This is a genomic window from Aeromonas sp. 602658 (assembly GCF_049173005.1).
GTDB classification, from domain to species: domain Bacteria; phylum Pseudomonadota; class Gammaproteobacteria; order Enterobacterales; family Aeromonadaceae; genus Aeromonas; species Aeromonas veronii_A.
Genome location: NZ_JAAKRF010000001.1, coordinates 113,630 through 127,069 on the forward strand (window position 1 = coordinate 113,630; position 13,440 = coordinate 127,069).

A 13,440-nucleotide genomic window follows, 5' to 3' on the forward strand; every position below is an offset into this window, starting at 1 on the left:
TTTATCCCCTCTGCCCCCTTGCGGGCGCGCCACAGCCTGCCTAAAATCGCGCGTCTTTTGTTAACCCCACCTCTATTTTTGGAGAACGCCACGTGAGCGAAAAATTGGCCAACCCTGCCCCTCTGGGTCTGATGGGTTTCGGTATGACCACCATCCTGCTGAACATCCATAACGCAGGTTTCTTCCCCATCAGCGCCATGATCCTGGCCATGGGCCTATGCTACGGCGGCATCGCCCAGATCATCGCTGGCATCATGGAGTACAAGCGTGGCAACACCTTCGGTGTGACCGCGTTCACCTCCTACGGCCTGTTCTGGCTGAGCCTGGTGTTCCTGCTGATCATGCCGACCATGGGTCTGGCCGAAGCCACTCCGCACGCCTACATGGGTTGGTATCTGCTGATGTGGGGCATGTTCACCATGTTCATGCTGGTTGGCACCATCAACTACCCGCGTGCCAAGCAGTTCGTGTTCGCCTCCCTGACCGTGCTGTTCTTCCTGCTGGCCGCCCGTGACTTCACCGGCAGCACCCTGATCGGCACCATCGCCGGTTTCGAAGGCATCATCTGTGGCGCCAGCGCCATCTACCTGGCCATGGCCACCGTGATCAACGAGCAGTTCGGCCGCACCGTAATGCCGATCGGCGATCACAAGAAAGCTGCCGCCGTACAGCTGAAAGCCGCTGCCTGATAGGTAAGCCACTCAGATTGTGAAAAAGGCACCCTCGGGTGCCTTTTTGCTATCTCGAATCACCGTTCAACAGATCGATTATCAGTCAAGTGACTCGACGTCCACCTCCCCCGCCAGCAAGCGAGTCGCGGGGAAACGCAGTGCGGGATCCTGGCTAAAGAACTGGCTCAGTTGCCGGTATACCGCGGGATAGACCTGCTGCAGCCGCAGAGGATCGGTAAAGAAACACTCGCAGCAGACGGCGAAAAACTCCGCGGGATGTTCAGCAGCATAGGGATCGATGGCGGTCACTTCGTCCCGGTCGAGTTGCTGGCAGAGCGCATCGAAGGCGCTCTGAAAGGCCTGTTGCCAGAGCTGGCTGCTCATCTGCCCCGGCAACGGCGGCGCACCGTCCGCCTCACCCCCCAGCATATCGAGCTTGTGAACCAGCTCGTGGATCACCAGATTAAAGCCATCCCAGTCGCCATCCTGCTGCAGTTCGCTCCAGGCCAGCACCAGCGGCCCTTGCGGCCAGGATTCACCGGCGTTCTCCTCTTCAAACTCGCTCACCAGACCGAACTCATCCTGCACCTCCTGGCGCCGGGTGACGGGTTCGGGAATGATGATGATTTCGTGAAAGCCGCGATACCAGTCAAGGCCGAGGTGCAAGATGGGCAACGCCGCCTGCAGCGCCAGCACAGCCTGTTGGCGTGGGCTGAGCTCGACCCCGATCAGGGTCAGGGTCTTGCGCTTGAGCAGCTGTTGCCCCAAGCCGATAAGCGTCGTCTGCTCGGTGTCGCTGAGCCCTTGCAAGATGGGCACTGCCGCCAGCGCCTGACGCCACAGCGCCAACTCATCCTCACTCATGGACGTTTGCGGGCGACCACCCAGCCGTTTGAACCATCCCAGCACGCCTACTCCTTCTTTTGATGCAAACAACAGGTTACAGCAGTTTGACGAACCGTTTCGGCCGCTCCTGATAATCCTGCGCCAGATAGAAACGGTGGGCCGCCTCGCGCATGAGACTGCTGGAGAGCTCCAGCTGGGCGCAACCAGCGGCCCGCGCCATCGCTTCGGCTCCCTTGAGCAGGGCTGCGCCCACTCCCGCCCCTCTTGCCCCTTCATCGACAACCAGCGCCGAGATCAGGCCCCAAGCTGGTGCAACATGCAGCGGTGCCAGCTTGTGCCACACCAGCACACCGACCACCTTGTCGGCCTGGGAGGCGAGCAGCACAACGCTCGCGGGATCCGGCGCCAACAGGCGCGCCGTCACGTCAGCGCCTTCGGCAGGATACCCCAATTGGCTGAACAGGTGGGCGATGGCGCTCCCGTCGTCTGCCTCAGGGGGACGGATCGTCAAGGTGTCAGGGTCATTTTTCATTGTTGGCCTCATGTTTGCTTTCCATTGTGTTACGCCCGTCACATTGTCCGGCGCAGATCAACAAGGAGGATCTCATCTTTACTCATAGAAAACGCTGCCTGCCATTATCCCCCCACCCTTGTCAATTCACAAATTTGCAACAAGGCAACATTTTTCGCTGGGAAGCACCGATACAACTCGATATGTTACAAGCCATGCATGGCGCCTGTTTGCGCTCTGCTTAACCCCTCAACCTCGCGCTCATTTGTTAACTGGATTGTTAACAAACAGGGCCGAAAACAGTGACAGAGAGCGAGGCCAAGATCTCGCCAAGACAGCGCCACAAACACAACAAAGGAGTTGTTGTACATGAATGAAATCGTCAATGCCATCAATGGTGTAATCTGGAGCCCTGCGCTCATCTACCTGTGTCTGGGGGTCGGTCTTTACTTCTCCCTGCGCACCCGTTTTTTGCAACTGCGTCATATCAAAGAGATGGTGCGCCTGATGTTTGATGGGAAGAGCACCGATGCCGGTGTCTCCTCCTTCCAGGCGCTGGCCATGACCCTGGCCGGTCGCGTGGGTACCGGTAACATCGCCGGTGTGGCCACCGCCATCACCTTCGGTGGCCCGGGCGCCCTGTTCTGGATGTGGATGGTCGCCTTCCTCGGCGCCAGCTCCGCCTTCGTGGAGTCCACCCTGGGTCAGGTTTACAAAGAGAAGATCAACGGTGAATACCGCGGCGGCCCGGCCTTCTATATCGAGAAAGGGCTTGGCATGAAGTGGTACGCCTGGACCTTCGCCATCGCTACCGTCTTCGCCTGCGGCGTGCTGCTGCCGGGCGTGCAGGCCAACTCCATCGGTTCAAGCCTGCAGACCGCCTTTAATATCGATCCGAACGTCACTGCCGCCGGTCTGGCGCTGCTGCTCGGCTTTATTATCTTCGGTGGCGTCAAGCGTATCGCCAACTTCGCCAGTACCGTAGTGCCCTTTATGGCGCTGGGCTACATCATCGTGGCTTGCGTCATCATCGCCCTCAATATCGGCCAACTGCCGGGCGTGATCCTGCTGATCTGGAAGAGCGCCTTCGGTCTGGATGCCGGTTTCGGTGCCATTCTGGGTCTGGCCATCATGTGGGGCGTGAAGCGCGGGGTCTACTCCAACGAAGCGGGTCAGGGTACCGGACCGCACGCCTCCTCTGCGGCGGCAGTGAGTCACCCGGCCAAGCAGGGTCTGGTGCAGGCGTTCTCCGTCTATATCGACACCCTGTTCGTCTGCTCCGCTACCGGCTTTATGCTGCTGATCACCGGCCTCTATAACGTACAAGGGCCGGACGGCGCTGCTATCTACACGGGTATTGCCGGTATCGCAGCAGGTCCGGGCTATGTACAGACCGCCATGGAGAGCATGATGCCGGGCTTTGGCAGCATTTTCGTGGCCATCGCGCTGTTCTTCTTCGCGTTCACCACCATCGTTGCCTACTACTACATCGCCGAAACCAACATCGCCTACATCAACCGCAAGATTAATCGCCCCTGGCTCACCTTCTTGCTGAAGATTGCGCTGATGGCTGCCACTGTCTACGGCACCGTCAAGACGGCGGATCTGGCGTGGGGCATGGGTGATATCGGAGTCGGCCTGATGGCATGGCTCAACATCATCGCCATCCTGCTGCTGCAAAAGACCGCCTTCACCTGTCTGAAGGATTATGAAGCGCAGCAAGCACAAGGTATTGACCCCGTATTCCACCCGGAGAAGCTCGGCATCAAGAACGCCGATTACTGGGTGGGCAAACGCTCCGAAGAGAACCTGGAGCGGGAGAAATCGGGCCATCAGTTCGAGCCGGATCAGGATCGCAAGATCTCCTGAACCGACACGAAATAACCGTTCGATAAAAATGGCAGCCTCGGCTGCCATTTCTTTTTCCTGTCACCTCATCTCAGAGCGGATTGCGGCGCGGCCCGAAGGGCAGCCGCCAGCGAAACAGGCTGTTAAGGGTGGCCCGCCACTGATTGGGTCGCCCCAGGATCTGCTTTTGCAGCCGGGTCTCTTCCTTCAGCATCGCCTCATCGCTGCGAGCCCAGGCCTGACTGTAGAGCTGCTTGATCCCCGCTAGGGCATCGGGCGACTTGGTAATAAGGGTGCGGGCAAACTCCCGCGCCTCCACCAGCGGATCGGCGCAGACCCGGCTCACCATCCCGAGGGATTTGGCCTCGACGGCATCCAGCTCACGCCCGCTCATGGCCAGCTCCATGGCGGTATCCACTCCCATCAGGTTGCGCATGGTGACGCAGCCACTCATATCGGGGATGATGCCCCACTTGATCTCCATCACCGAGAAGCGGCAATCGGGGGTGCTGAAGCGAAAATCGGCGCCGAGCGCGATCTGCAAGCCACCGCCAAAACAGACTCCCTGGGTCACCGCAATCACCGGCACCGGCAGCTGGTGCCAACCATAGGCAACCCGCTGGGCCAGATTGGTCGCTTCGTCTGCTTCACGCTTGAGAATATCGAGCGCCGCCACCGGCTGTCTCAGCATGGATTTCACATCCAGCCCGGCGCAGAAGGCCCGCCCCTCGCCATGCAGGATCACCGCCCGCAGCCCCTTGTGCCGGGCGAGCTGTGTCAGCGTCTCGTCGATGGCACTGAACATGGCGCGGTCCAGCGCATTGAGTTTGTCCCCCCGCGTCAGCATCACTTCGGCAATCCCGTCGTGGATCTCGCACTTGACCCTTGGTTTTTCCATCTCCCTTGTCCTCTCCTTGATCCCTGAAACCGACTCGCTGGTCATACCACCACGTTATCAGAGTGTGAACAGGCGGTACAGCTGAGACTAAAGTCGGCTGGTCGCCTCCCCCTCCCTTTGTCACACTGGGAGCTGCATGAGTGCCGCAAGCCAGCAGAGGACGCTGTCATGTCAACCCTGTTCAATTTTGCCAGACCACCGTTCGACAGACTGGATGAGGGGGCGCGCGAGCGGCTCTCCCGTCACCTCTCGCTCTGCTATTTTCGGGCCGGGGATCTGCTGCTAAAAGAGGGGGACGAGCCTCCCGGCCTCTATCTCATCATCAAGGGGGCGGTGGAAGAGTCTGCCCCTCACCACCAGTTTGGTGATTACGGGGTCGATGACCTGTTCGATGTGCGCGCCCAGTTTGATGGCAACTGCCGCCACCGCTTCACCGCGCTGGAAGATAGCCTCTGCCAGCTCATTCCTCGCCACACCTTTCTGGCGCTCTGTGAGCAGGATCCGCAGTTTGCCAGCTACTTCACCGCCAATCTGGCCGAACGCCAGCGCCAGCAGGAGCAACGCGAACAACTGGGTCAGAAGAATCTGGCGGAATTTATACTGACCCGCATCGAACCCGGCCACCTGCAGGCACCGCTTATCGTCGACAGCAAGCTGTCACTGTTGGCGGCCACCGAAGCCATGGTGAGCAACGGGACCGATTGCCTGCTCTACCCGGCCCACGACGGCTCCCTCACGCTGGCAACCCGAAAGACCTTGCTCCACGCCCTGACCCTCAAGGGATTGCCGCTGACGGCGCCCCTCTCTGTGCTGACCCCTACACCTCTGATTGGTCTGCCGCTGGAGAGCTATCTGTTTGATGCCCTGCTGCTGATGACCCGCCATCGCATCAAGCGACTGGTGGTGTGGCGTGGCAACGAAGTGGCGGGTATCTTGCAACTGACTCAGGTGCTGGGGCTCTTCTCGACCCACTCCCATGTGCTGACCCTGCGCATCGCCCGCGCCGACAGCCTGCCGGCACTGGAGGCGGTCGCCCGCGAGCAGCAACAATTGACCCGATCGTTGTTTGCCCAGGGGATCCACACCGCCTTTTTGATGAAGCTCATCGCCACCATCAACGAACAGCTGATCGCCAAAGCCTTTGCGCTGGTGATCCCCCCCGAGGTGCAGGATAAGGTCTGCCTGCTGATGCTGGGCTCGGAGGGGCGCGGCGAGCAGATCCTCAAAACCGATCAGGACAACGCCCTGATCCTGCCAGAGGGGCTGACATGGCCCACCCAGACAGCCGATCTGGCCGAATTCAGCGGCCTGCTGGAGCGACTCGGCTACCCGCTGTGCCCCGGGCAGGTAATGGTGAACAATCCGGCCTGGGTAAAAACAGGCGATGAGTGGCAAAGCGCCATTGCCAGCGCCTGCACCACGGCCAGTGAGGAGGAGCTGCTCTGGCTCGCCACCCTGGCCGATGCTCACCCCATCGCGGGGGATCGACAGCTGCATCTGCCTGTTGCCAGAGCGCTGCGCGAGCAGTTGGCGGACAGGCGGGATCTGCTGGCGGAGATGGTGCGACCGGCGGTGGCCTTTCATGCCCCCCTCACTCTGTTTGGCAGGCTGGAGCAGCCACCGGAAGGGCTGGATCTCAAGCGGGGCGGCCTGTTTCCGCTGGTGCACGGTATCCGCATGCTGGCCCTTGAGGCTGGCATTGTGGAGACCTCAACCCTGGGGCGTATCGATGCGCTGGTGGCAGCCGATCGGCTCAGTGCCGACTATGGCAGCAATCTGGCAGAGGCGTTTCGGCTCTTTATCCGGCTGAGGCTGCGCAGCCAGCTCAAGGGGGGCAATAGTCGGGTGCAGACAAGCGAGCTTAGCCACAGCGAGCGGGATCTGTTGCGTCAGGCGCTGCATCAGGTTAAGAAGTTCCAGCAGTGGCTCACCTTGCACTTTCGTCTGAGACAATAGCCATGTTGAGCCGCGTTCGACGCTACTGGTATGGCCGTGCGTTCCGAACTGGCGAGTTCGCGCCGCTCTTTGCCACCCCACCGGAAGATGAACGGATCGCCCTCGATTTCGAGACCACCAGTCTCGATCCCGAGCAGGCCGAGATCGTCTCCATCGGGGCGGTGCGCATTCAGGGCAACCGGCTGCTGACCGGTGAGGCCCTCGCCATCAAGGTACAGCCACCGGCCAGCCTGACCAGCCAATCTGTGGTGATCCACGGTCTGCGCCATCAGGATCTGCAACAGGGAATGGAGCTGGAAGCCGCGCTGCGCCTGCTGCTCGACTATATCGGCCCGCGCGAACTGGTGGGCTATCACATCGCCTACGATCTGCGTATTCTCAATCTCGCCTGCCAAAAATTGTGGGGATTGACCCTCCCCCAGCGAGGGATCGAGGTGAGCCAGCTTTATCATGACCACCTCTATCGCCGCTACCCCGATGCGGCTATTGACCTCCACTTGAGTGCCATCTGCCGTCACTTGGCGCTGCCCCCCCTGCCCGCCCACGATGCCCTTGCCGATGCCACCACGGCCGCGCTCATCTACCTGCGCCTGACCTGCGGCTCGCCGCTCACTTATCCCAAAGTCTAATTGTCGATAAATAACATTTAATTCACATTTTGCTTACATGAGCAGATTGCCTGCTCGTCGGGGTTACCCCATCCACCGCTGACACTCATGTCATGGAGAACTGCAATGGAACAGCAAAGCTATCTGAGGATCCAGCAAGATCCCAACTTCCAGGAGCTGGTCGCCAAGCGCCAGCGTTTTGCCTGGGCCCTCTCGGCTCTGATGCTGGGACTCTACCTGGCGTTTATTCTGCTCATCGCCTTTGCCCCCGGTTGGCTCGGCACCCCCTTGAGCGAAGGGTCGACCATTACTCGCGGCATTCCTGTCGGGGTAGGATTGATCCTCTCCTCCTTCGTGTTGACCGGCGTCTATGTCTTTCGCGCCAACGGCGAGTTTGATGAACTGAACCAGAAGATCCTCAAAGGGGTGCAATCATGAAAGGCAAGTTGCTGCTGTTGACCTCACTGGCCTCCTCTCCCCTGCTGGCGGCCGATGCAATCTCTGGCGCCGTGGAGCGTCAGCCCCTTAATGTCGCCGCCATCGTGATGTTTCTGGTGTTTGTGGCCGCTACCCTGTTCATCACCTACTGGGCCTCCAAGCGCAACCGCTCGGCTTCCGACTACTATGCGGCCGGTGGCCGCATCACCGGCTTCCAGAACGGTCTGGCCATCGCCGGTGACTATATGTCCGCCGCCTCCTTCCTCGGGATCTCCGCGCTGGTCTACACCTCCGGCTATGACGGCCTCATCTACTCCATCGGCTTTCTGGTGGGCTGGCCCATCATTCTGTTCCTGATCGCCGAACGGCTGCGCAATCTCGGCAAATACACCTTCGCCGATGTCGCCTCCTATCGTCTGAAGCAGACTGAAGTGCGTACCCTCTCCGCCTGCGGCTCGCTGGTGGTGGTCGCCCTCTACCTGATCGCCCAGATGGTCGGTGCCGGCAAACTGATCGAGCTGCTGTTTGGCCTGCAATACCATGTGGCCGTGGTGCTGGTCGGTATCCTGATGGTGCTCTACGTGCTGTTTGGCGGCATGCTGGCTACCACCTGGGTGCAGATCATCAAGGCAGTGATGCTGCTCTCCGGTGCCAGCTTCATGGCCATCATGGTGATGAAGTCAGTCAACTTCGACATCGGCGCCCTGTTTAGCGAAGCGGTCAAAGTGCACGAGAAAGGCTCCGCCATCATGAGCCCGGGCGGGCTGGTCTCCGACCCCATCTCCGCCATCTCGCTCGGTCTGGCATTGATGTTCGGTACCGCCGGCCTGCCCCACATCCTGATGCGCTTCTTCACCGTAAGTGACGCCAAAGAGGCGCGTAAATCGGTGTTCTACGCCACAGGCTTTATCGGTTACTTCTACATTCTCACCTTCATCATCGGTTTTGGCGCCATCTTGCTGGTGAGCACCAACCCGGCCTTCAAGGATGCCACCGGCGCCCTGCTGGGCGGCACCAACATGGCAGCCGTCCACCTGGCTGATGCAGTGGGTGGAAGTCTGTTCCTTGGCTTCATCTCTGCCGTGGCATTTGCCACCATTCTGGCGGTAGTCGCCGGATTGACCCTGGCCGGTGCCTCTGCGGTCTCCCATGACCTCTATGCCAGCGTGTTGAAGAAGGGCAAGGCCAACGAGACCGATGAACTGCGCGTCTCCAAGATGACGACTCTGGTGCTGGGTGTGGTTGCCATTGGTCTGGGGATCCTGTTCGAGAAGCAGAACATCGCCTTCATGGTCGGTCTGGCCTTCTCCATCGCCGCCAGCTGCAACTTCCCGGTTCTGTTCCTCTCCATGTTCTGGTCACGCCTGACCACCCGTGGCGCCGTCTACGGTGGCTGGCTGGGACTGGCTAGCGCAGTGACCCTGATGATCCTGGGTCCGACCGTGTGGGTGAAAGTGCTGGGCCATGCCCAGGCCATCTTCCCCTACGAATACCCTGCCCTCTTCTCCATGGGGTTGGCATTCATCGGGATCTGGTTCTTCTCCATCACTGACAGCTCCCAGAACGCCGCCGACGAGCATGCCAAGTTCCTGCCGCAGTTCGTTCGCTCCCAAACCGGGCTGGGGGCCTCTGGCGCAACTTCCCACTAACAGATCAAGTTCATCCTTCCAAGCCGGCTTCACGCCGGCTTTTTTTATTGCCCATCAATCGGCTGCACGCCCCGCTTGCCCCGATCAAGATCACACTTCTCGCTAAAACTTTCGGGGGATCTGTGCCATAATGCGCGCCATTTGACAGACCAATCGGGACACATACCTTGTTAAGCAGCAACAACATCACCATGCAGTTCGGCGCCAAGCCGCTGTTTGAGAACATCAACGTCAAGTTTGGCGGCGGCAACCGCTATGGCCTTATCGGCGCCAACGGCTGTGGCAAGTCCACCTTTATGAAGATCCTCGGTGGTGATCTGGAGCCCACTGGCGGTAATGTGAGCCTGGACGTCAACGAGCGCATCGGTAAGCTGCGTCAGGATCAGTTCGCCTACGAAGATATGCGCGTACTGGACGTGGTCATGATGGGTCACACCGAGCTGTGGGCGGCTATCGCCGAGCGCGATGCCATCTACGCCAACCTCGAAGCCACCGACGAAGACTATATGAAGGCCGCCGAGCTGGAAGGTCTGGTCGCCGAGTATGACGGCTACACCGCCGAAGCGCGCGCAGGCGAGCTGCTGCTGGGTGTCGGCATTCCCCTTGAGCAGCACAACGGCCCAATGAGCGAAGTGGCGCCGGGCTGGAAACTGCGGGTGCTGCTGGCACAGGCCCTCTTCTCCAACCCTGACATCCTGCTGCTGGACGAACCGACCAACAACCTGGATATCAACACCATTCGCTGGCTGGAGCAGGTGCTCAACGAACGTGAAAGCACCATGATCATCATCTCTCACGACCGTCACTTCCTGAACTCCGTCTGTACCCACATGGCGGATCTGGACTACGGCGAGCTGCGCGTCTACCCGGGCAACTACGACGACTACATGCTGGCCGCCACCCAGGCGCGCGAGCGTCTACTGGCCGACAACGCCAAGAAGAAGGCCCAGATCGCCGATCTGCAATCCTTCGTCTCCCGTTTCAGTGCCAACGCCTCCAAGTCCCGTCAGGCGACCTCCCGTCTCAAGCAGATCGACAAGATCAAGATTGAGGACGTCAAGGTCTCCAGCCGCCAGAACCCCTTCATCCGCTTCGAGCAGGACAAAAAGCTCTATCGCAACATCCTGGAAGTGGAAGGTGTATCCAAGGGGTATGGCGACGGTCCCCTGTTCAAGGGCCTCAACATGATGATGGAAGTGGGCGAAAAGGTCGCCATTCTGGGTACCAACGGTATCGGTAAGTCTACCCTGATCAAGACCCTTGTCGGTGCACTGGCTCCGGATACCGGCAGCATCAAGTGGTCCGAGAACGCCCAGATCGGTTACTACGCTCAGGATCACGCCGAAGATTTCGACACCGATCTCAACGTGTTCGACTGGATGGCCCAGTGGAAACAGGAGAACGAAGACGAGCAGGCTGTACGCTCCATACTGGGCCGTCTGCTGTTCTCTCAGGACGACATCAAGAAGCCGGTCAAGGTGCTCTCCGGTGGTGAACAGGGTCGCATGCTGTTCGGCAAGCTGATGATGCAGCGCCCCAACATCCTGATCATGGATGAGCCGACCAACCACCTGGACATGGAATCCATCGAATCCTTGAACATGGCGCTGGAGCTCTACCAGGGGACCCTGATCTTCGTCTCCCACGACCGCGAATTCGTCTCCTCTCTGGCGACCCGCATCCTGGAGCTGACTGAAGATGGTATCCGCGACTTCGGCGGCACCTACGAGGATTACCTGCGCACCCAGGGCGTGGTGTAACCCCCGCCTTGCAAGCTCGCAATGAAAAACCGGCACACACGTGCCGGTTTTTTTATATTCCGTATTTAGACGACTGAGATGGCGTATAGCAGTGGTGTGACTACACGCCACAGAGCAGAGGGCAGAGGGCAGAGAGCAGAGCTTGAATATCCCCCCTCTTGCCCACAGATAAAAAAACGGCTCCATCACAGAGCCGTTTTCAATGGGTTGCGCAGTGCCGATTACTCGACGGTCGCTTCCACACTGGTGAAGTACTCGATCTTGGCTGCTTTGCGCAGCTCGTCGATCAGAGACTTGTAATCCACTTGGGCTTTGCCCTGACCCAGCTGAGCTTGCAGCATGGCGGCCATGCCGGATGCGGCGGCAGGGACGTTGACCTTGTCCAGCGCAACTACAACGCGGTCACCATTGGTCTCGGCAACCAGAGCCACGCTCGGCTTGCCGTCGACCGGATGAGGCAGTGTGAACGCCTGGGCAATCAGGTTCTGATCCAGCTCGCGATCGAAGCGGGCAACCCCTTTGTGGGTCTCCACTTTCAGACCGAGTGCAGTCAGATCGGCGGTGATGCTCTCACCGACTTTCAGCTTGTCCAGCAGGCCCTGGGCCTTGCCACGGGCTACTTCGCTAGCCTTGTCATGCTTGATGGCGGCAATCACCTGCTCTTTCACCTCGGCCAGCGGCTTGACCGCTTTGGGCTTGTGACCAGTGATGTGCAGCACCAGCGCCTTGCCGTCAGCCAGCTCGATCACGTCAGAGTTGGTGTTGTCATCGCGCAGCTGTTCGGAAAACGCCACGGAGAGCACCTTGGGATCGTTCAGCGGAGCCGGAGCAGTCGCCTGGGTGAAGAAATCGGAAGATTGAACCTTCATCCCCATGGCATCAGCGGTCAGATCCAGCGAGTCCGGGTTTTCGAAGCTGTTGTCAGCCATCTTCTGCTGCTCGGCGAAGAACTTCTCCTTGGCCTTGTCAGCTTGCAGACGAGTGATGGTCTCTTCTTTCACATCGGCAAACGGCTTGGTCTGGGCTGCTTCAACCCCCAGCAACTTGATGATGTGGAAACCGAACGGGCTCTTCACCACGCCGGAGAGATCGCCAGCCTTGTTCAGGGCGAACGCGGCTTTCTCGAAGGCCGGATCCATCACCCCTTTCTCGAACCAGTCCAGCTCGCCGCCTTTTTTGGCAGAGAAGGTATCGGAAGAGTCAGCCTTGGCCAGCGCAGCGAAATCATCACCCGCCTTGGCTTTGGCCAGCACGGCTTCTGCTTTCTGCTCGGCCGCTTTCTCATCCTTGCCAAACGGGATCAGGATGTGAGCCACGTGGCGACGCTCGGCACGCTGGAACAGATCCTGGTGCTGATCGTAGTAATCCTGGGCATCCTGCTCGGTGACCTTGATATCCTTGGCGAGGTTGGCAGCGTCCAGCAGCAGATAGTCGACCTTGACCTGCTCGTCGTTCATGAAACGGGCGCCATTGGTCTTGTAGTACTGCTCCAGCTCGTTGTCGGAGACCTGAACATCAGCCATGTAGTTGGCGGCAACCAGACGCACCAGACGCAGATCGCGAGTCTGGTTGTAGAGCTTGTCGAGCTGCTCCGCTTCGCCCTTGAGGGAGAATTCGGTGCCCAGCAGGGCGCTCATCAACTGTTGACGCACCATGTCCTGACGCAGGGAGTCACGGAACATTTCAGGAGTCATGCCGGCACGACGGATCAGCTGCAGATAGCGGTCATTGTTGAACTTACCGTTCTCGGCAAATTCCGGCATGGCCACGATGGCTTGCTTGATCTGCTCATCGCTGACGCGCAGACCCAGTTCACGGGCCTTGCTGTCCAGCAGCGCCTGATCGATCAGGCGATCCAGCACACCGCGGCGGAACTGTTTCATGTAATCGGGGTTCGCGGCCAGCTGGCTGAATGCCTCTCCCATCTGGGATTCCATGCGGGCGCGCTCGTTACGGTAGGCATTTTCCAGTGCGGTTGCACTGATCTCGGTGCCATTGACGGTGGCGGGGGCGGTACGGGCCGGGCCGTTCAGGTAACTACCTACACCAGCCAAGGCAAAGGAGAGGATGATCAGGCCCAAGATAACCTTGGCTACCTTGCCCTGCGCCCCTTCGCGTAGTTTATCCAACATCATGTTTGTACTTATGCTCCCGAACTCGATGGGCGTAAACAATAAAAAGGCGCACCGATTGCGATGCGCCTTGGTCAATCAGTATGAGAAAAGACTCTCTAACTTGTCTGGTCTGCGACCAAG

At 59.5% G+C, this 13,440-nt stretch carries 11 protein-coding genes; 7 read left to right on the top strand and 4 right to left on the bottom strand.

The window, feature by feature from the left end:
* Nucleotides 1-92 precede the first annotated feature (92 nt).
* Nucleotides 93-689 carry an acetate uptake transporter gene (locus G5253_RS00495; RefSeq protein WP_266133922.1) on the top strand — a complete coding sequence of 199 codons (597 nt, stop codon included), beginning with the start codon at nucleotides 93-95 and terminating at the stop codon, nucleotides 687-689.
* An 81-nt stretch (nucleotides 690-770) separates the two neighbouring features.
* On the opposite strand, the gene G5253_RS00500 is transcribed toward G5253_RS00495, so the two are convergent.
* Nucleotides 771-1,535 carry a zinc-dependent peptidase gene (locus G5253_RS00500; protein ID WP_254204291.1) on the bottom strand — a complete coding sequence of 255 codons (765 nt, stop codon included), beginning with the start codon at nucleotides 1,533-1,535 and terminating at the stop codon, nucleotides 771-773.
* 76 nt (nucleotides 1,536-1,611) lie between these two features.
* Nucleotides 1,612-2,049, bottom strand: a complete 438-nt coding sequence (locus tag G5253_RS00505; protein WP_216953772.1) for a GNAT family N-acetyltransferase — start codon at nucleotides 2,047-2,049, stop codon at nucleotides 1,612-1,614.
* Nucleotides 2,050-2,397: 348 nt separating this feature from the next.
* Between G5253_RS00505 and G5253_RS00510 the strand changes: the two genes are divergently transcribed.
* Nucleotides 2,398-3,897, top strand: coding sequence for an alanine/glycine:cation symporter family protein (locus tag G5253_RS00510; protein WP_266133921.1), 1,500 nt, complete (start codon nucleotides 2,398-2,400; stop codon nucleotides 3,895-3,897).
* A gap of 70 nt (nucleotides 3,898-3,967) precedes the next feature.
* Here G5253_RS00510 and G5253_RS00515 read toward each other — a convergent pair whose 3' ends face one another.
* Nucleotides 3,968-4,774, bottom strand: a complete 807-nt coding sequence (locus tag G5253_RS00515) for a crotonase/enoyl-CoA hydratase family protein (RefSeq protein ID WP_042052852.1) — start codon at nucleotides 4,772-4,774, stop codon at nucleotides 3,968-3,970.
* A gap of 168 nt (nucleotides 4,775-4,942) precedes the next feature.
* Here G5253_RS00515 and G5253_RS00520 point away from each other — a divergent pair, with 168 nt between their 5' ends.
* From G5253_RS00520 to G5253_RS00540, 5 genes are all read left to right on the top strand, one after another.
* The gene (locus tag G5253_RS00520; RefSeq protein WP_266133920.1) at nucleotides 4,943-6,730 is read left to right on the top strand and encodes a putative nucleotidyltransferase substrate binding domain-containing protein; all 1,788 of its coding nucleotides are present in this window, start codon (nucleotides 4,943-4,945) and stop codon (nucleotides 6,728-6,730) included.
* A gap of 2 nt (nucleotides 6,731-6,732) precedes the next feature.
* Nucleotides 6,733-7,359 carry a 3'-5' exonuclease gene (locus G5253_RS00525; protein ID WP_202005986.1) on the top strand — a complete coding sequence of 209 codons (627 nt, stop codon included), beginning with the start codon at nucleotides 6,733-6,735 and terminating at the stop codon, nucleotides 7,357-7,359.
* Nucleotides 7,360-7,464: 105 nt separating this feature from the next.
* Nucleotides 7,465-7,776 (top strand): DUF485 domain-containing protein, encoded by a 312-nt coding sequence (locus tag G5253_RS00530; protein WP_040068110.1) that lies wholly within the window; start codon nucleotides 7,465-7,467, stop codon nucleotides 7,774-7,776.
* Nucleotides 7,773-9,425 (top strand): cation acetate symporter, encoded by a 1,653-nt coding sequence (locus G5253_RS00535; RefSeq protein WP_040068108.1) that lies wholly within the window; start codon nucleotides 7,773-7,775, stop codon nucleotides 9,423-9,425. Before G5253_RS00530 ends, G5253_RS00535 begins: the two co-directional genes overlap by 4 nt.
* A 167-nt stretch (nucleotides 9,426-9,592) precedes the next feature.
* Nucleotides 9,593-11,185 (top strand): ABC-F family ATPase, encoded by a 1,593-nt coding sequence (locus tag G5253_RS00540; protein ID WP_128816200.1) that lies wholly within the window; start codon nucleotides 9,593-9,595, stop codon nucleotides 11,183-11,185.
* Between the two features lie 221 nt (nucleotides 11,186-11,406).
* Here G5253_RS00540 and ppiD read toward each other — a convergent pair whose 3' ends face one another.
* Nucleotides 11,407-13,320, bottom strand: a complete 1,914-nt coding sequence (gene ppiD / locus G5253_RS00545; RefSeq protein WP_266133919.1) for a peptidylprolyl isomerase — start codon at nucleotides 13,318-13,320, stop codon at nucleotides 11,407-11,409.
* Nucleotides 13,321-13,440: the final 120 nt, after the last annotated feature.